The following is a 19,216-nucleotide window of genomic DNA, read 5'->3' as shown; positions in this document are numbered from 1 at the left end:
ATGCCCCTCACTTTTTCTTCAAACCGGGTGCCTCTACGGGTTTCTGGCTTCAATCCGCCAAAGCGAGGATTGAGCTTCACGGGCCATTTCCGAGGTTGAATACATTCGGCCCGCTGGAGATTTGGAAGGTGACACCTGGCAGGCATCCAGGAAGGCCAGGAGCAGGCCTGCCTTGACGGCAAAGTTCATGTTTTGCGCGTCCGGCAAGGTGGACGTCACCATGGCGATAACCCCGCCGCTGGTATCGAACAACGGGCTGCCACTGGACCCGGGCTGAATCGCGGCGGTGAATTGCAGCAAACTGGAATCGTTGTGCAGCCCGAACAAACTCGACACGCCTCCCTGAGTGACATGCACACCGCCTCCGGCCAGGCCCGCCATTGGAAAGCCCAGTGCAATCACTGATTCGCCCAGCGCACAACCGGCACCGTCCTTGAAGAGCACGGGCGATAACGTCGGGCAGTCCTGGACCCGCAACAGCGCGATATCGTTACGTTGATCGACCACGACCACTTCAGCGCGGTAACGGCCGGCAAAAGAAGAAATGTGCAGTTCCTGCATGCCCTCGATTACGTGGGCACATGTCATTACGTGACTGGGTGAAACGGCAAAACCGGTGCCCGTTGCAGAACCACGGTTTCTGGGAGAATCGCCGGAATAAGGGCGACGGTTTGGGTGTGCGTCATCGATGCTGATGCCCATGCGGCGCCCCATCGCGGCGAGGCCATAGGCGGAACCTTCGGCGAGCGCGCGGAACTTCCACTGATCGTTACGCTTGTAAAACTCGCCGATGACAATGGCCGATTCGCCGTTGTTACGCAAATCCAGGTGCAACTCGACCTGATTGTCGACCTGAAGGCGCAATTCTTTGAGTTCACTGACAGGGCCTGCTGCGCCAAAGGTGTAAACGACCAGCAACACCCCTTCACTGCCGCCGGGCAACGCTGACAAATCAAGGGAACAACCGATCGAGGCTTGCTTGCCGCTCCACTCCATCCACTTCTGGGTGATTTGAAACAGCGCCGGATCGCCTGTTGGCAGGCGCTTCTCGGTCACCGGGAGCAATGCGACAGCAGCGTACTCACCGAAGGCGGTGGCGTTACCGGAGTCGAGTGTCCATGCAGTCTTTACACCTGAAATAGCGGTGTTTGCTCCGGGCGTAAGCGCCTTCATCCTAACCTTCCCTGATCGATGTGAGGGTGATTATGTCAAGACGGACACAATCATTCACTCTTTCTGTGGCGCGTTGATATCAATTAGAGGCGAGTACGGCGACCGTAATGGGCTTCACGCGTACGCCTTCGGCCCATTGACTCGCCGGCTCCGGCAAACCCAGCCGACGAGTGGCGAAAATCCCGGCCAGGTTTACCCCGGTCGCGCGCGTATAGCCGATACCGCCGGAGTAGCGCGGATTGATCTCCAACAGGTAGGGAACGCCTTCAAGGTCGTCCCGCGTCTGCACGTTCACCAAGCCATCGCACTTGAAATGCGCCGCAGCCTTGAGGGCCAACTCCACCGCCGCTGATTCGCGCTCGAATGTCTGGTGAACGCCCTGCTTCCTCCTGCCCACGAATGCCACGGGTGTGCCCGCTTCGCACACCATGTCGACCGAACATTCGCTGCCGGCGAGGTAAGGCATGACCAGCATCGGCGCACGCTCTGCGCCCGACCGGTAAATCTTCAGGTAAGTGTCGAAATCGATTTCCCGCGCATCCGGGTTTTGCAAACAGCGAAACGGGTCGACATCCGCCTTGAACCGCCAGAACCCCTGCCCGTAGATGCCGACCACAGGTTTGATGCAAACCTCGCCCTGCGCCGACAGCACCTCGTAGGCCGCCGCCAGTTCCTGGGCATTTGTGACCGTAATCGCCGGCGTGCAAGCGAGCCCCGCACGCTCGGCCTCAGCGGTGAACTGGCTTTTATCGTCCACCTTGTCAAAGGTCTCCATGGACATGCCGCCGGTGACAAGCCGCAAGCCGGCAGCCTCGAATCGCTCGCGGGCCGCCTCGTATTGGCTGCCAATACGCCCAGCGAGAATGACTTGGATACGGTGCTCAAGGGCCGTCTCAATCACCCAGTCGATACGCTCCTGGTTGTCTTGAGGCTCTTGAAAGGCGACGTCGGCCTGCCCTGTGATCTCGGGCCGATCCTGGCGGTGGGAGGCAAAGACCCTGACACCCGCCGGTAATGCTTCACGCGCACCTATAATAATGTCGCGCTGGCTGGATTGACCTTCAAGAAACCAGATCACGTGTAGCTCCTCAATGAACATCGGCGGAAATTGGCGCACTCGTTGGGCTAACGCCCTCAACGCTGTGTAATTTTTCCGACACATTAACGAACATCAAGCAAAAGGCTATCTAAATCCTGTTTCGCCGTATCACAGACCACAAACGCCCCACGCCTCGCCGAGGTCGCTTTCGCGCCTTTTTGGACCAAACATTGATCCAGAGCGGTATCCGCGTCGCCAAAGTCAGTTAAAAGATCCGCTTTACCAACTTGCGCCGCCCGCACAAGTAACAGCAACTTCCCCCGCTAAACGCCGAACAGTTGTTTAAAACCCACGCAAACAATATTCATTATCATTTAGAGCATGAAAACTTCGTTACCAGTTAAACAAAACACAATTCATTAAATGCGCGCTAATGCCCGCCCCACAAGGGCTACAGCCCCAAGAAGGTGCACTATGTCCTTATTCCATCGAATAATTTCGCTATAGGAATTTTACTTGCCCGGTGTTTAGCCATAAAATCACCGCGATTGATTGCGCTGCGACATATCGTCACTGCATCGTTACTTTTTCGAGCTCAGAGACCTTTGCTCTCTGTTAAGGATTTCCAGCATGACCGAAGCGACAGGACTCATGGCCCACAACTGGGGCTTTGCCATTTTCCTCCTCGGTGTTGTCGGCCTCTGCGCCTTCATGCTCGGTGTCTCCAGCCTCCTCGGGTCAAAAGCCTGGGGCCGCAGCAAAAATGAACCGTTCGAATCCGGCATGCTGCCTACAGGTGGCGCCCGCTTGCGGCTCTCAGCCAAATTCTATCTGGTCGCGATGCTCTTCGTGATCTTCGATATCGAAGCCCTTTTTCTCTTTGCCTGGTCTGTGTCCGTCCGCGAAAGCGGCTGGACCGGATTCGTCGAAGCCCTCGTTTTCATAGCAATTCTGTTGGCAGGCCTTGTCTACCTATTCCGAGTGGGCGCCCTTGACTGGGCTCCGGAAGCTCGTCGTAAGCGGCAAGCGAAGCTGAAACAATGAGGCTTTGGCGATGCAATACAATCTCACCAGGATCGACCCGGATGCTCCTAACGAGCAGTACCCCATCGGCGAACGGGAAACCGTTTCCGATCCGTTAGAAGACCAAGTCCACAAAAACATCTACATGGGCAAGCTGGAAGACGTGCTGAGTGGCGCGGTCAACTGGGGACGTAAGAACTCCCTGTGGCCGTACAACTTCGGTCTGTCCTGCTGCTACGTGGAAATGACCACCGCCTTCACGGCGCCCCACGACATCGCGCGCTTTGGCGCCGAAGTTATCCGGGCATCGCCGCGTCAGGCGGATTTCATGGTTATCGCCGGTACCTGCTTTATCAAGATGGCGCCGATCATTCAGCGTCTCTACGAGCAAATGCTCGAGCCAAAGTGGGTTATCTCCATGGGTTCGTGCGCCAACTCCGGTGGCATGTACGACATCTACTCCGTGGTTCAGGGGGTGGACAAGTTCCTGCCCGTGGACGTCTACGTGCCTGGCTGCCCGCCCCGCCCTGAAGCATTTCTGCAAGGCTTGATGCTGTTGCAGGAATCGATTGGCAAGGAGCGTCGCCCACTTTCCTGGGTTGTCGGAGATCAAGGCGTATACCGCGCCGAGATGCCGTCACAAAAGGAACAGCGCCGCGAACAGCGTATTCAGGTAACCAACCTGCGCAGCCCCGACGAAGTCTGATCCAGAACCGCTTCTTTTATAGAACGAAAACCTGGCTTCATTCTTTACGTTGACCGAAAGCGATAAAAAACCATGACTACAGGCAGTGCTCTGTACATCCCGCCTTATAAGGCAGACGACCAGGATGTGGTCGTCGAACTCAATAACCGTTTTGGCCCTGACGCCTTCACCGCCCAGGCCACACGCACCGGTATGCCGGTGCTGTGGGTGGCGCGTGCCAGGCTCGTCGAAGTCCTGAGCTTCCTGCGCAACCTGCCCAAGCCGTACGTCATGCTCTATGACCTGCATGGCGTGGACGAGCGCCTGCGCACCAAGCGCCAGGGACTGCCGAGCGGCGCCGATTTCACCGTGTTCTACCACCTGATGTCGCTGGAACGTAACAGCGACGTGATGATCAAGGTGGCCCTCTCCGAGAGCGACCTGAGCGTTCCGACCGTGACCGGTATCTGGCCCAACGCCAACTGGTACGAGCGTGAAGTGTGGGACATGTTCGGCATCGACTTCCCGGGCCACCCGCACCTGACGCGCATCATGATGCCGCCGACCTGGGAAGGTCACCCGCTGCGCAAGGACTTCCCTGCCCGCGCCACCGAATTCGATCCCTTCAGCCTGACCCTCGCCAAGCAGCAGCTTGAAGAAGAGGCTGCACGCTTCCGTCCGGAAGACTGGGGCATGAAGCGCTCCGGCACCAACGAGGACTACATGTTCCTCAACCTGGGCCCGAACCACCCTTCGGCTCACGGTGCCTTCCGCATCATCCTGCAACTGGACGGCGAAGAAATCGTCGACTGCGTGCCTGACATCGGCTACCACCACCGTGGTGCCGAGAAGATGGCCGAGCGTCAGTCGTGGCACAGCTTCATCCCGTACACCGACCGTATCGACTACCTCGGCGGCGTGATGAACAACCTGCCGTACGTGCTCTCGGTCGAGAAGCTGGCCGGCATCAAGGTGCCGGACAAGGTCGACACCATCCGCATCATGATGGCCGAGTTCTTCCGGATCACCAGCCACCTGCTGTTCCTGGGTACCTATATCCAGGACGTCGGCGCCATGACCCCGGTGTTCTTCACCTTCACCGACCGTCAGCGCGCTTACAAGGTCATCGAAGCCATCACCGGCTTCCGCCTGCACCCGGCCTGGTACCGCATCGGCGGTGTCGCCCACGACCTGCCGCGTGGCTGGGAACGCCTGGTCAAGGAATTCATCGACTGGATGCCCAAGCGTCTGGACGAGTACCAGAAAGCCGCCCTGGACAACAGCATCCTCAAGGGCCGGACCATCGGCGTCGCCCAGTACAACACCAAAGAGGCCCTGGAATGGGGCGTCACCGGTGCTGGCCTGCGTTCCACCGGTTGCGATTTCGACCTGCGTAAAGCGCGCCCGTACTCCGGCTACCAGAACTTCGAATTCGAAGTCCCGCTGGCGGCCAACGGCGATGCCTACGACCGCTGCATCGTGCGCGTCGAAGAAATGCGCCAGAGCCTGAAGATCATCGAACAGTGCATGCGCAACATGCCGGAAGGCCCGTACAAGGCGGATCACCCGCTGACCACGCCGCCGCCGAAAGAGCGCACGCTGCAACACATCGAAACCCTGATCACGCACTTCCTGCAAGTTTCGTGGGGCCCGGTGATGCCGGCCAACGAATCCTTCCAGATGATCGAAGCGACCAAGGGTATCAACAGTTATTACCTGACGAGCGATGGCGGCACCATGAGCTACCGCACCCGGATTCGTACGCCAAGCTTCCCGCACCTGCAGCAGATCCCTTCGGTGATCAAAGGTGAAATGGTCGCGGACTTGATTGCGTACCTGGGTAGTATCGATTTCGTTATGGCCGACGTGGACCGCTAAGCATGAATAGCACGCTTATCCAGACAGACCGTTTCACCTTGAGTGAAACCGAGCGCTCGGCCATCGAGCACGAGCTGCATCACTACGAAGACCCGCGCGCGGCGTCGATCGAAGCCTTGAAGATCGTCCAGAAGGAACGTGGCTGGGTGCCGGACGGCGCCCTCTACGCCATCGGCGAGATCCTCGGCATCCCCGCCAGCGACGTTGAAGGCGTGGCGACGTTCTACAGCCAGATCTTCCGCCAGCCGGTTGGCCGCCACATCATTCGCGTGTGCGACAGCATGGTCTGCTACATCGGTGGCCACGAGTCCGTGGTCAGCGAAATCCAGAGCAAGCTGGGCATCGGCCTGGGCCAAACCACTCCGGACGGCCGCTTCACGCTGCTGCCGGTGTGCTGCCTGGGCAACTGTGACAAGGCGCCGGCGTTGATGATCGACGACGACACATTCGGTGACGTGCAGCCTGCCGGCGTCACCCAATTGCTCGAGGGCTACCCATGACCCTGACTTCCTTCGGTCCTGCCAACCGCATCAAGCGCACGGCTGAGACTCACCCGCTGACCTGGCGCCTGCGTGACGACGGCGAAGCCGTTTGGCTCGACGAGTACCAGGCCAAGAACGGTTACGCGGCCGCGCGCAAAGCCTTTGCCGACATGGCCCAGGACGACATCGTCCAGACCGTGAAAGACGCAGGCCTCAAAGGCCGCGGCGGTGCAGGCTTCCCCACCGGGGTTAAGTGGGGCCTGATGCCCAAAGACGAATCCATCAACATCCGCTACCTGCTGTGCAACGCGGATGAAATGGAGCCGAACACCTGGAAAGACCGCATGCTGATGGAGCAACTGCCCCATCTGCTGATCGAAGGCATGCTGATCAGTGCTCGCGCCCTGAAAACCTACCGTGGCTACATCTTCCTGCGGGGCGAGTACACCACCGCCGCCAAGCACCTGAACCGTGCCGTGGAAGAAGCCAAGGCAGCCGGCCTTTTGGGCAAGAACATCCTCGGTTCGGGTTTCGACTTCGAACTGTTCGTGCACACCGGCGCCGGGCGTTATATCTGCGGTGAAGAAACCGCACTGATCAACTCCCTCGAAGGCCGCCGCGCCAACCCGCGTTCCAAGCCGCCCTTCCCTGCCGCCGTGGGCGTGTGGGGCAAGCCGACGTGCGTGAACAACGTTGAGACCCTGTGCAACGTGCCGGCAATCATCGGCGACGGCGTGGAGTGGTACAAATCGTTGGCCCGCGAAGGCAGCGAAGACATGGGCACCAAGCTCATGGGCTTCTCCGGCAAGGTCAAGAACCCGGGCCTGTGGGAACTGCCTTTCGGCGTGACCGCACGGGAGCTGTTCGAGGACTACGCCGGCGGCATGCGCGATGGCTACACCCTCAAGGCCTGGCAGCCAGGCGGCGCCGGTACCGGCTTCCTGCTGCCTGAGCACCTCGACGCACAAATGTACGCCGGCGGCATCGGCAAGGTGGGCACCCGTATGGGTACCGGCCTGGCCATGGCCGTGGACAACACCGTGAACATGGTGTCGTTGCTGCGCAACATGGAGCAGTTCTTCTCCCGTGAATCCTGTGGCTTCTGCACCCCGTGCCGCGACGGTTTGCCGTGGAGCGTCAAGCTGCTGATGGCCCTGGAAAACGGCGAAGGCCGTGAGGGTGACATCGAGACCCTGCTGGGTCTGGTCGGTTTCCTCGGCCCAGGCAAGACCTTCTGTGCTCACGCACCGGGCGCCGTGGAGCCATTGGGCAGCGCGATCAAATACTTCCGCTCGGAGTTCGAAGCCGGCATCGCGCCTACCAGCGCCGCCGTCCCGCCTCTGGCGAGGCCGATTGTAGTCGGCGCGTAACGCTTAACAAGGCGAAGGGTCCGTGCCCTTCGCCTTCTCATGTGCTGACGCCTTCAAGGCTGTGTTGATGCACATGAATAACAAGATTCCATTAGCCACGCCCGCTGACACCGGGCCAACGAAGAACTTTGAACCATGGCCACTATCCACGTAGACGGCAAAGAGCTCGAAGTCGATGGGGCAGACAACCTGTTACAGGCGTGTCTGTCGCTAGGCCTCGACATTCCATATTTCTGCTGGCACCCCGCCCTTGGCAGCGTTGGCGCTTGCCGCCAGTGCGCGGTCAAGCAGTACACCGACGAGAACGACACCCGTGGTCGTATCGTGATGTCCTGCATGACCCCTGCCACCGACGGCAGCTGGATTTCCATCGAAGACGAGGAAGCGAAAGTATTTCGCGCCAGCGTCGTCGAATGGCTGATGACCAACCACCCGCACGACTGCCCTGTGTGTGAGGAAGGCGGCCACTGCCACCTGCAAGACATGACCGTGATGACCGGCCACAACGAGCGCCGGTATCGCTTCACCAAGCGTACTCACCAGAACCAGCAACTGGGCCCGTTCATCTCCCACGAGATGAACCGCTGCATCGCTTGCTACCGCTGCGTGCGCTTCTATAAGGACTACGCCGGCGGCACCGACCTCGGTGTGTTCGGCGCCCACGACAACGTGTACTTCGGTCGCGTTGAAGACGGCACCCTCGAAAGCGAGTTCTCCGGCAACCTCACCGAGGTCTGCCCGACCGGTGTGTTCACCGACAAGACTCACTCCGAGCGCTACAACCGCAAGTGGGACATGCAGTTCTCGCCGAGCATCTGCCATGGCTGCTCCAGCGGTTGCAACATCTCCCCGGGTGAGCGCTACGGCGAACTGCGTCGGATCGAAAACCGCTTCAACGGTTCGGTCAACCAGTACTTCCTGTGCGACCGTGGCCGTTTCGGCTATGGCTACGTCAACCGCGAAGACCGCCCACGTCAGCCACTGCTGGCCGACGGCGCCAAGTTGAGCCTCGACGAAGCACTGGATAAAGCCGCCGACCTGCTACGCGGTCGCAACATCGTCGGTATCGGTTCGCCCCGCGCCAGCCTCGAAAGCAACTACGCGTTGCGCGAGCTGGTAGGCGCCGAACACTTCTACTCGGGTATCGAAGCCGGTGAGCTGGAGCGTATCCGCCTGGTGCTGCAAGTGTTGAACGACAGCCCGCTGCCGGTTCCGAACATGCGCGACATCGAAGACCACGACGCGATCTTCGTCCTCGGTGAAGACCTGACCCAGACGGCCGCCCGTGTCGCCCTGTCCCTGCGCCAGTCGGTAAAAGGCAAGGCCGAAGACATGGCCGACGCCATGCGCGTCCAGCCTTGGCTCGACGCTGCGGTGAAAAACATCGGCCAGCACGCGCTGAACCCGCTGTTTATCGCCAGCCTGGCTGAGACCAAGCTCGACGACATCGCTGAAGAATGCGTACACGCTGCGCCTGACGACCTGGCCCGCATCGGTTTCGCCGTGGCCCACGCCCTCGACGCCAGCGCGCCTGCCGTTGAAGGCCTGGACGCTGAAGCCGTTGAACTGGCCCAGCGCATCGCCGACGCCCTGCTGGCGGCCAAGCGTCCATTGATCATTGCCGGTACCTCGTTGGGTTCCAAGGCGCTGATCGAAGCCGCTTCCAACATTGCCAAAGCCTTGAAGCTGCGCGAGAAGAACGGTTCCATCAGCCTGATCGTGCCGGAGGCCAACAGCCTTGGCCTGGCCATGCTCGGTGGCGAGTCCCTCGACGCCGCTCTGCAAGCCGTGACCGACGGCAGTGCCGACGCGATCGTGGTGCTGGAAAACGACCTGTACACCCGCACTGATTCGGCCAAGGTCGACGCAGCACTGAACGCGGCCAAAGTGGTGATCGTTGCCGACCACCAGAAAACCGCCACCAGCGACCGCGCCCACCTGGTACTGCCCGCCGCCAGCTTTGCTGAAGGCGACGGTACCCTGGTCAGCCAGGAAGGCCGCGCCCAGCGCTTCTTCCAGGTGTTCGATCCGAAGTACATGGACGCCAGCATCCTGGTTCACGAAGGCTGGCGCTGGCTGCATGCCCTGCGCGCTACCCTGCTGAACCAGCCGATCGACTGGACCCAGCTCGACCACGTGACTGCCGCCACAGCCGCAGCCGCACCGCAACTGGCACGCATCGTCGACGCTGCACCGTCTGCCTCGTTCCGCATCAAGGGCATGAAACTCGCCCGTGAACCGCTGCGTTACTCCGGCCGTACCGCCATGCGTGCTGACATCAGCGTGCATGAGCCACGTACGCCACAAGACATCGACACCGCGTTCGCCTTCTCCATGGAAGGTTACTCGGGTTCGGTCGAGCCACGTCAGCAGGTGCCATTTGCCTGGTCGCCGGGCTGGAACTCGCCGCAAGCCTGGAACAAGTTCCAGGACGAAGTCGGTGGTCACATCCGCGCTGGCGACCCGGGCACCCGCCTGATCGAAAGCACCGGTGACTCGCTGAACTGGTTCACCAGTGTTCCGCGTCCGTTCAACCCGGCCCAGGGCACTTGGCAGGTTGTGCCGTTCTTCCACCTGTTCGGCAGCGAAGAAACTTCTTCCAAGGCCGCGCCGGTACAAGAGCGCATCCCACAAGCCTACGTGTCTGTTGCCAAGTCCGAAGCCGACCGCCTGGGCGTCAACGACGGTGCCCTGCTCAGCCTGAACGTCGCCGGCAAGACCCTGCGTCTGCCGCTGCGCATCAATGAGGAGTTGGGTGCTGGCCTGGTTGCATTGCCAAAAGGCCTCGCGGGGATTCCTCCGGCGATCTTCGGCCTCACCGTTGACGGTCTGCAGGAGGCAGCTCAATGACCTGGTTCACCCCTGAAGTGATCGACGTGATCATCGCGGTGGTCAAGGCCATCGTGATCCTGTTGGCCGTGGTCGTGGCGGGCGCCTTGCTCAGCTTCGTCGAACGTCGCCTGCTGGGCTGGTGGCAGGACCGTTACGGTCCGAACCGCGTTGGCCCGTTTGGTATGTTCCAGATCGCCGCCGACATGCTGAAAATGTTCTTCAAGGAAGACTGGACACCACCGTTTGCCGACAAGGTGATCTTCACCCTGGCACCGGTCGTGGCCATGAGCGCCTTGCTGATTGCCTTCGCAATCATCCCGATCACCCCGACCTGGGGCGTGGCGGACCTGAACATCGGCTTGCTGTTCTTCTTCGCCATGGCCGGCCTGTCGGTCTACGCGGTGCTGTTCGCCGGTTGGTCGAGCAACAACAAGTTCGCCCTCCTGGGCAGCTTGCGGGCTTCGGCCCAGACCGTCTCCTACGAAGTGTTCATGGGCCTCGCGCTGATGGGCATCGTGGTGCAGGTGGGCTCGTTCAACATGCGCGACATCGTCGAGTACCAGGCGCAGAACCTGTGGTTCATCATTCCGCAGTTCTTCGGCTTCTGTACCTTCTTCATCGCTGGCGTCGCCGTGACTCACCGTCACCCGTTCGACCAGCCGGAAGCGGAGCAGGAACTGGCCGACGGTTACCACATTGAATACGCCGGCATGAAATGGGGCATGTTCTTCGTAGGTGAGTACATCGGCATCATCTTGATCTCGGCCCTGCTGGTCACGCTGTTCTTCGGCGGCTGGCATGGTCCGTTCGGCATCCTGCCGCAGCTGGCGTTCTTCTGGTTCTTCCTGAAGACCGCGTTCTTCATCATGTTGTTCATCCTGCTGCGCGCTTCCATCCCGCGTCCACGGTATGACCAGGTGATGGATTTCAGCTGGCGATTCTGCCTGCCGCTGACCCTGATCAATTTGCTGGTGACTGCTGCCGTTGTGTTGTTGAACACGCCAGCGGGCGCGGTTCAGTGAGGATTTGACCCATGTTCAAATATATTGGCGACATCGTTAAGGGTACCGGTACCCAGTTGCGAAGCCTGGTGATGGTGTTCGGTCACGGCTTTCGCAAACGCGACACCCTGCAATACCCGGAAGAGGCGGTGTACCTGCCGCCGCGTTATCGCGGCCGCATTGTCCTGACCCGCGACCCCGACGGCGAAGAGCGCTGCGTGGCCTGCAACCTGTGCGCCGTGGCGTGCCCGGTAGGTTGCATCTCGCTGCAGAAAGCTGAAACCGAAGACGGTCGCTGGTACCCGGACTTCTTCCGCATCAACTTCTCGCGCTGCATTTTCTGCGGCCTCTGCGAGGAAGCTTGCCCGACCACCGCGATCCAGCTGACACCGGATTTCGAGATGGCCGAGTTCAAACGTCAGGACCTGGTGTACGAGAAAGAAGATCTGCTGATCTCTGGTCCCGGTAAAAACCCTGATTACAACTTCTATCGTGTTGCAGGTATGGCCGTTGCCGGTAAGCCGAAAGGCGCCGCACAAAACGAAGCCGAGCCGATCAACGTGAAGAGCTTGCTGCCTTAAGGAAGAAAGATGGAATTCGCTTTCTATTTCGCATCGGGTATTGCAGTGGTGTCCACGCTTCGCGTGATCACCAACACTAACCCCGTGCACGCCCTGCTCTACCTGATCATTTCGCTGATCGCCGTGGCCATGACCTTCTTCAGCCTCGGCGCACCGTTCGCCGGTGTGCTGGAAGTGATCGCCTACGCCGGCGCCATCATGGTGCTGTTCGTGTTTGTGGTGATGATGCTCAACCTGGGGCCGGCCTCGGTCGCCCAGGAACGCGTCTGGCTCAAGCCCGGCATCTGGCTCGGCCCGGTGATCCTGGCAGCCCTGCTGCTGGCTGAACTGCTGTATGTGCTGTTCGCTCACCAGAGCGGCCAGGCCATCGGCCACACCACCGTAGACGCGAAAGCCGTGGGCATCAGCCTGTTCGGCCCGTACCTGCTGGTGGTCGAACTGGCTTCGATGCTGCTGCTCGCTGCAGCCATCACCGCCTTCCACTTGGGCCGCAACGAAGCCAAGGAGCAATGACGATGCCTGCTATCCCTTTGGAGCATGGTCTGGCGGTCGCCGGCATCCTGTTCTGCCTTGGCCTGGTCGGCCTGATGGTTCGCCGCAACATTCTGTTCGTGTTGATGAGCCTGGAAATCATGATGAACGCCGCGGCACTCGCGTTCATCGTGGCCGGTAGCCGTTGGGGCCAGCCGGATGGACAAGTGATGTTCATCCTGGTGATCAGCCTGGCAGCCGCCGAGGCCAGTATTGGCCTGGCGATCCTGCTGCAACTGTATCGTCGCTTCCACACGCTTGATATCGACGCTGCCAGTGAGATGCGCGGATGAACATGATCTTTCTGACTTTCGTATTTCCCCTGATCGGTTTCCTGCTGCTGTCGTTCTCCCGTGGACGCTGGTCGGAAAACCTCTCGGCCCTGGTGGGCGTGGGTTCCATTGGCCTGTCGGCGATTGTCGCCGCCTACGTCATCTGGCAATTCAACGTTGCGCCGCCTGAAGGCGGCCACTACACCCTGGTGCTGTGGCAATGGATGTCGGTGGAGGGCTTCAAGCCCAACTTCGCCCTCTACGTCGACGGCCTGTCAATCACCATGCTCGGCGTGGTGGTGGGTGTGGGCTTCCTGATCCACCTGTTCGCGTCCTGGTACATGCGCGGTGAAGCCGGTTACTCGCGCTTCTTCGCCTACACCAACCTGTTTATCGCGAGCATGCTGTTCCTGGTGCTGGGCGATAACCTGTTGTTCCTGTACTTCGGCTGGGAAGGCGTGGGCCTGTGCTCGTACCTGTTGATCGGTTTCTACTACAGCAACCGCAACAACGGTAACGCCGCACTCAAAGCCTTTATCGTGACCCGGATCGGCGACGTGTTCATGGCCATCGGCCTGTTCATCCTGTTCCAACAGGTGGGCACGCTGAACATCCAGGAACTGCTGGTGCTGGCACCGCAGAAATTCCAGGTCGGCGACTTCTGGATCACCCTGGCGACCCTGATGCTGCTGGGCGGCGCTGTCGGTAAATCCGCGCAACTGCCGCTGCAAACCTGGCTGGCGGATGCGATGGCCGGCCCTACCCCGGTTTCGGCACTGATCCACGCCGCCACCATGGTGACCGCCGGTGTCTACCTGATTGCCCGTACCCACGGCCTGTTCACCCTGGCGCCAGAGATTCTGCATCTGGTGGGCCTGGTGGGTGGCGTGACCCTGGTACTGGCCGGCTTCGCGGCCCTGGTTCAGACCGACATCAAGCGTATCCTCGCCTACTCGACCATGAGCCAGATCGGCTACATGTTCCTGGCCCTGGGCGTCGGTGCCTGGGACGGCGCGATCTTCCACCTGATGACCCACGCCTTCTTCAAGGCCCTGCTGTTCCTTGCTTCCGGTGCGGTGATCGTTGCCTGCCACCACGAGCAGAACATCTTCAAGATGGGCGGCCTGTGGAAGAAACTGCCGTTGGCCTACGCCAGCTTCATCGTCGGCGGCGCGGCCTTGTCGGCCCTGCCACTGGTGACCGCAGGTTTCTACTCCAAAGACGAAATCCTCTGGGAAGCCTTTGCCAGCGGTAACCACGGCCTGCTGTATGCCGGCCTGGTGGGTGCGTTCATGACCTCGCTGTACACCTTCCGCCTGATCTTCATCACGTTCCACGGTGAAGCCAAGACTGAAGCCCATGCAGGCCACGGCATTTCCCACTGGTTGCCACTGTCGGTGCTGATCATCCTGTCGACCTTCGTCGGTGCCATGATCACCCCGCCACTGGCCGGTGTTCTGCCGGAAAGTGCCGGCCATGCCGGTGGTGCAGCCAAGCACAGCCTGGAAATCGCCTCGGGTGCCATCGCCATCGCCGGCATCCTGTTGGCCGCCCTGCTGTTCCTCGGCAAGCGCCGCTTCGTCACCGCCATCGCCAACAGTGGCATTGGCCGCTTCCTTTCGGCCTGGTGGTTCGCTGCCTGGGGCTTCGACTGGATCTACGACAAACTGTTCGTCAAGCCGTACCTTGCGATCAGCCACGTTCTGCGCAAAGACCCGCTCGACCAGACCATCGGTTTGATCCCGCGCGCCGCCAAGGCCGGTCACACCGCCCTGAGCCGCAGCGAGACTGGCCAATTGCGCTGGTATGCAGCTTCCATGGCGGCCGGTGCCGTCCTGGTAATCGGCGCCATCATCGTGGTCGCGGTCTGACTATGCACATTGCGAACTTTGCGAACTTGCGAAAGGAAACGAGCCCGTCATGATTCTGCCCTGGCTAATCCTGATCCCTTTTATCGGCGGCCTGCTCTGCTGGATGGGTGAACGCTTCGGCGCCACCCTCCCCCGCTGGATTGCGTTGCTGACCATGTCCCTGGAACTCGCGCTCGGCCTCTGGCTGTGGGCCCACGGTGACTATTCATTTGCTCCGGCACCGGGTGTCGATCCAACCTTCGCGCTTGAATTCAAGCACGTGTGGATCCAGCGCTTCGGCATCAACGTGCACCTGGCCCTCGACGGCCTGTCGCTACTGATGATCCTGCTGACCGGCCTGCTGGGTATCCTCTCGGTACTCTGCTCCTGGAAAGAAATCCAGCGTCACGTGGGCTTCTTCCACCTGAACCTGATGTGGATCCTGGGCGGTGTTGTCGGCGTGTTCCTCGCCCTCGACCTGTTCATGTTCTTCTTCTTCTGGGAAATGATGCTGGTGCCGATGTACTTCCTCATCGCGCTCTGGGGTCACAGCTCTTCGGACGGCAAGAAAACCCGGATCTACGCGGCGACCAAGTTCTTCATCTTCACCCAGGCTTCCGGCCTGATCATGTTGGTGGCGATCCTGGGTCTGGTACTGGTCAACTTCAACAGCACGGGCGTGATCACGTTCAACTACGCCGACCTGTTGAAAACCAAGATGTCCCTGACCACCGAGTACATCCTGATGCTGGGCTTCTTCATCGCGTTCGCGGTGAAGCTGCCGGTGGTGCCGTTCCACTCCTGGTTGCCTGACGCTCACGCCCAGGCGCCGACCGCAGGTTCTGTGGACCTGGCCGGTATCCTGTTGAAGACGGCGGCCTACGGCCTGCTGCGTTTCGCCCTGCCGCTGTTCCCGAATGCCTCGGCCGAGTTTGCGCCGATCGCCATGACCCTCGGTCTGATCGGGATCTTCTACGGTGCGTTCCTGGCCTTCGCCCAAACCGACATCAAGCGTCTGATTGCCTTCTCGTCCGTTTCCCACATGGGTTTCGTACTGATCGGCATCTACTCCGGCAGCCAACTGGCGCTGCAAGGCGCGGTGATTCAGATGCTGGCGCACGGTGTGTCGGCAGCGGCACTGTTTATCCTCAGTGGCCAGCTGTACGAGCGCCTGCACACCCGTGACATGCGTGAGATGGGTGGCGTGTGGTCGCGTATCGCCTACCTGCCGGCCATCAGCCTGTTCTTCGCCGCCGCGTCCCTGGGCTTGCCGGGTACCGGTAACTTCATCGGCGAGTTCCTGATCCTGATGGGTGCCTTCGTGCATACACCGTGGATCAGCGCAATCGCTACCTCCGGCCTGGTGTTCGGTTCGGTCTACTCGCTGATCATGATCCACCGCGCGTACTTCGGTCCGGCCAAGTCCGACACCGTGCTGCACGGCATGGACGGTCGCGAACTGATCATGGTGCTCGGCCTTGCGGTACTGCTGATCTTTATCGGCGTGTACCCGCAACCGTTCCTGGATACCTCTGCCGCAACGATGCATGGCGTGCAGCAATGGTTCAGCACCGCCTTCACTCAACTCGCTTCGGCCCGGTAAGAGCGCTATGGAATTCACGATCCAACACTTTATCGCGCTTGCGCCGCTGCTGATCTCCAGCCTCACCGTTGTGGTGGTGATGCTGGCGATCGCATGGCGCCGCAACCACTCACAGACCTTCCTGATTTCCGTGGCAGGTTTGAACCTGGCCTTGCTGTCGATTATCCCGGCACTCAAGGTCGCACCGCTGGCGGTCACGCCGCTGTTGATGGTCGATGACTTCGCGCTGCTGTATATCGCGTTGATCCTCGTGGCCACCCTGGCCTGCGTCACCCTCGCCCACGCCTACCTCGGCGAAGGCGGCACGGGTTACCCGGGCAACCGCGAAGAGCTGTACCTGCTGATCCTGCTGGCTGCAACCGGCGGTATCGTGCTGGTCAGCGCGCAGCACCTGGCCGGCTTGTTCATCGGCCTGGAACTGCTGTCGATCCCGGTCTACGGCCTGGTGGCGTATGCCTTCTTCAACAAGCGCTCCCTGGAAGCCGGCATCAAGTACATGGTGCTGTCGGCCGCCGGTTCCGCGTTCCTGTTGTTCGGTATGGCCCTGCTCTACGCAGAAGCCGGCAGCCTGAGCTTCAGCGGTATCGGTCACGCTCTGGCAGCTTCCGGCAGCCCTGCGCCAATCGCCCAACTGGGCCTGGCCATGATGCTGATCGGCCTGGCGTTCAAACTGTCGCTGGTGCCATTCCACCTGTGGACCCCGGACGTGTACGAAGGCGCCCCGGCGCCGGTAGCCGCGTTCCTGGCGACCGCGTCGAAAGTCGCGGTGTTTGCGGTGATGGTGCGTCTGTTCCAGATCTCCCCTGCGGCCAACACCGGTGTACTCAGCAACGTGCTGACCATCATCGCCATTGCCTCGATCCTGTTCGGTAACCTGTTGGCGCTGACCCAGAACAACCTCAAGCGTCTGCTGGGTTATTCGTCCATCGCGCACTTCGGTTACCTGCTGATCGCCCTGGTGGCGAGCAAGGGCCTGGCGATGGAGGCCATCGGCGTGTACCTGGTCACCTACGTGATCACCAGCCTCGGTGCCTTCGGTGTGATCACCCTGATGTCCTCGCCTTACAAAGGCCGTGACGCGGACGCCCTGTACGAATACCGCGGCCTGTTCTGGCGCCGTCCGTACCTGACTGCCGTGCTGACCGTGATGATGCTGTCCCTGGCCGGTATCCCGCTGACCGCTGGCTTCATCGGCAAGTTCTACATCGTGGCCACCGGTGTTGAAGCGCACGAATGGTGGCTGGTTGCTTCCTTGGTACTGGGCAGCGCCATCGGCGTTTTCTACTACCTGCGCGTGATGGTGACCTTGTACCTGATCGAGCCAAACCTGCGCCGTGTGGACGCCGAGTTGCACTGGGAACAGAAAGCCGGCGGCGTGATGCTGCTGGCAATCGCCCTGCTGGCGTTCTTCCTGGGTGTGTACCCACAACCCTTGCTCACCCTGGTGCAGCATGCGGTGATGGCGGGTTGATCGCTTAGTTAAACGCAGCAAGCAAAACGGCGCCTTAGGGCGCCGTTTTGCTTTCCACTGTAGGAGCAAGCTTGCTCGCGATGGTCGTTAACGATGACGCGGGGTATCTGAAACAACGCAGCGCTTTTCAGTTTTTCGCGAGCAAGCTCGCTCCTACAGAAACGGCGGAGTTGTCTGACCCCACACACAATCTCTACTGATATCGCCCTCTCAAGCGCCACCGTAGAGTTGCCGGACTATACGCAATCTACGTAGGCATACCCATGAAACGTGACATCTTTTCCGAACTGGTCGAAGGCCTCGACGCGCTGGCAGATGAACGAGAAGGCAAGGTAACGCTGCGCAGCCACAAGGTGCAGTTGAGCAAGCTGGCACCGCTCACTGCCGACGAAGTAGTCGCTGTGCGTCAACAACTCAATCTGTCGCGCTCGGTGTTTGCGATGTACCTGCGCACCAACACCCGGACCCTGGAAAATTGGGAGCAAGGCCGGGCCACACCCAATGCTCAGGCGGCAACCTTGATTCGGCTGGTGTCGAAGTTTCCGGAGACGGTGGAACGTTTGGCGCTGTTGACCTGATCGATCAATCCAGCCAAGCCCGTCGGCAACGGGACGTTGCCGATGGCTCAAGCCTGCAATCAAATCCTGAACTGCCCCACCAACTGCCCCAACCGCTGCCCCAGGTCCGCCAGGCTGCGGGAGGTCTGGGCGCCCTGTTGGGTTTCATCGGCAACCGTATCCACCGCCACCGCAATCTGATGCACGCTGCGGTTGATCTCTTCGGCCACGGCGGTTTGTTCTTCCGCCGCGCTGGCGATCTGCGCGTTCATCGAGTTGATGGTGCCGATCAACTGCGCCATGGTGTCCAGGGACGCACCGGCTTCGTTGGCCTGGGCGGACGTGCCGTCGCCGGCATCGCTGGAGCGGCGCATGGACTCCACGGCGGCTTCGGTGCCTTTTTGCAGGCGGTCGATCATGCCCTGGATTTCCTGGGTGCTTTGCTGGGTGCGGCTGGCCAACGCCCGTACTTCGTCGGCGACCACGGCAAAACCACGACCGGCCTCCCCTGCCCGCGCGGCTTCAATGGCGGCGTTGAGGGCGAGCAAGTTGGTCTGCTCGGCAATCGAGCGGATCACGCCAAGCACGCTGACAATCGACGACACATCCTGCTGCAAGCTGTCCAGGGACACGCCGCTGCTGCGGATGTCGTTCACCAGCGCGTGAATCTGCGCGATGCTGCCGTCCACGACTTTTTTCGCAGCCTGGCCTTCGGCGTCAGTTTGCTGTGCCGCCACCGCTGCGCCTTGAGCACTGCGCGCTACTTCGTGGGCAGCAGAAGACATTTCGTTGATCGCGGTAGCCACCTGGTCCGTCTCGTGACGCTGGCGCTCCATGGCTTTTTCCGAGCGATTGGCTTGCTCGGCCA

General features: G+C 60.6%; 17 protein-coding genes. 14 read left to right on the top strand and 3 right to left on the bottom strand.

Annotated features, from left to right (window positions below):
- Positions 1-33: 33 nt before the first annotated feature.
- A complete protein-coding gene (locus ACUN0G_RS24895; protein WP_421551266.1) occupies positions 34-1,173 on the bottom strand; it encodes a trypsin-like peptidase domain-containing protein in 1,140 nt (379 codons plus the stop codon).
- Positions 1,174-1,252: 79 nt separating this feature from the next.
- Positions 1,253-2,251, bottom strand: a complete 999-nt coding sequence (locus ACUN0G_RS24890) for an ATP-grasp domain-containing protein (protein WP_445574550.1) — start codon at positions 2,249-2,251, stop codon at positions 1,253-1,255.
- 591 nt (positions 2,252-2,842) lie between these two features.
- Between ACUN0G_RS24890 and ACUN0G_RS24885 the strand changes: the two genes are divergently transcribed.
- From ACUN0G_RS24885 to ACUN0G_RS24820, 14 genes are all read left to right on the top strand, one after another.
- Positions 2,843-3,256 (top strand): NADH-quinone oxidoreductase subunit A, encoded by a 414-nt coding sequence (locus ACUN0G_RS24885; RefSeq protein WP_003219575.1) that lies wholly within the window; start codon positions 2,843-2,845, stop codon positions 3,254-3,256.
- Positions 3,257-3,266: 10 nt separating this feature from the next.
- Entirely contained in the window at positions 3,267-3,941 is a 675-nt protein-coding gene (locus tag ACUN0G_RS24880) for a NuoB/complex I 20 kDa subunit family protein (protein WP_003219572.1), read from the top strand.
- Between the two features lie 72 nt (positions 3,942-4,013).
- Positions 4,014-5,798, top strand: coding sequence for an NADH-quinone oxidoreductase subunit C/D (gene nuoC / locus ACUN0G_RS24875; protein ID WP_093198713.1), 1,785 nt, complete (start codon positions 4,014-4,016; stop codon positions 5,796-5,798).
- Positions 5,799-5,800: 2 nt separating this feature from the next.
- Positions 5,801-6,298: an NADH-quinone oxidoreductase subunit NuoE gene (gene nuoE / locus ACUN0G_RS24870; protein WP_003219568.1), complete on the top strand. Its 498-nt coding sequence runs from the start codon at positions 5,801-5,803 to the stop codon at positions 6,296-6,298.
- Positions 6,295-7,650 carry an NADH-quinone oxidoreductase subunit NuoF gene (gene nuoF / locus ACUN0G_RS24865; protein ID WP_177070317.1) on the top strand — a complete coding sequence of 452 codons (1,356 nt, stop codon included), beginning with the start codon at positions 6,295-6,297 and terminating at the stop codon, positions 7,648-7,650. The genes nuoE and nuoF overlap by 4 nt, the downstream gene beginning before the upstream one ends.
- Before the next feature lie 135 nt (positions 7,651-7,785).
- Positions 7,786-10,500: an NADH-quinone oxidoreductase subunit NuoG gene (gene nuoG / locus ACUN0G_RS24860; RefSeq protein ID WP_445574549.1), complete on the top strand. Its 2,715-nt coding sequence runs from the start codon at positions 7,786-7,788 to the stop codon at positions 10,498-10,500.
- A complete protein-coding gene (gene nuoH, locus ACUN0G_RS24855) occupies positions 10,497-11,504 on the top strand; it encodes an NADH-quinone oxidoreductase subunit NuoH (protein WP_003219563.1) in 1,008 nt (335 codons plus the stop codon). Before nuoG ends, nuoH begins: the two co-directional genes overlap by 4 nt.
- Before the next feature lie 11 nt (positions 11,505-11,515).
- On the top strand, positions 11,516-12,064 hold the full coding sequence (gene nuoI / locus ACUN0G_RS24850) for an NADH-quinone oxidoreductase subunit NuoI (RefSeq protein WP_003174725.1): 549 nt from the start codon (positions 11,516-11,518) through the stop codon (positions 12,062-12,064).
- Between the two features lie 9 nt (positions 12,065-12,073).
- The gene (gene nuoJ, locus ACUN0G_RS24845; RefSeq protein ID WP_017476146.1) at positions 12,074-12,577 is read left to right on the top strand and encodes an NADH-quinone oxidoreductase subunit J; all 504 of its coding nucleotides are present in this window, start codon (positions 12,074-12,076) and stop codon (positions 12,575-12,577) included.
- Positions 12,578-12,579: 2 nt separating this feature from the next.
- The gene (gene nuoK, locus ACUN0G_RS24840) at positions 12,580-12,888 is read left to right on the top strand and encodes an NADH-quinone oxidoreductase subunit NuoK (protein ID WP_003219560.1); all 309 of its coding nucleotides are present in this window, start codon (positions 12,580-12,582) and stop codon (positions 12,886-12,888) included.
- Positions 12,885-14,738 (top strand): NADH-quinone oxidoreductase subunit L, encoded by a 1,854-nt coding sequence (nuoL, locus tag ACUN0G_RS24835; RefSeq protein WP_003219559.1) that lies wholly within the window; start codon positions 12,885-12,887, stop codon positions 14,736-14,738. The genes nuoK and nuoL overlap by 4 nt, the downstream gene beginning before the upstream one ends.
- Before the next feature lie 49 nt (positions 14,739-14,787).
- Entirely contained in the window at positions 14,788-16,320 is a 1,533-nt protein-coding gene (gene nuoM / locus ACUN0G_RS24830; protein WP_076016753.1) for an NADH-quinone oxidoreductase subunit M, read from the top strand.
- Positions 16,321-16,327: 7 nt separating this feature from the next.
- Positions 16,328-17,791, top strand: coding sequence for an NADH-quinone oxidoreductase subunit NuoN (gene nuoN, locus ACUN0G_RS24825; RefSeq protein ID WP_017476148.1), 1,464 nt, complete (start codon positions 16,328-16,330; stop codon positions 17,789-17,791).
- A 263-nt stretch (positions 17,792-18,054) separates the two neighbouring features.
- Positions 18,055-18,369 (top strand): helix-turn-helix domain-containing protein, encoded by a 315-nt coding sequence (locus ACUN0G_RS24820; RefSeq protein ID WP_445574548.1) that lies wholly within the window; start codon positions 18,055-18,057, stop codon positions 18,367-18,369.
- A gap of 59 nt (positions 18,370-18,428) precedes the next feature.
- On the opposite strand, the gene ACUN0G_RS24815 is transcribed toward ACUN0G_RS24820, so the two are convergent.
- Entirely contained in the window at positions 18,429-19,184 is a 756-nt protein-coding gene (locus tag ACUN0G_RS24815; protein WP_375140068.1) for a methyl-accepting chemotaxis protein, read from the bottom strand.
- Positions 19,185-19,216 lie beyond the last annotated feature (32 nt).

The organism is Pseudomonas sp. 32A (assembly GCF_052682255.1).
The sequence above is the reverse complement of the archived record's forward strand: the minus strand, read 5'-3'. Positions and strand labels throughout refer to the sequence as shown.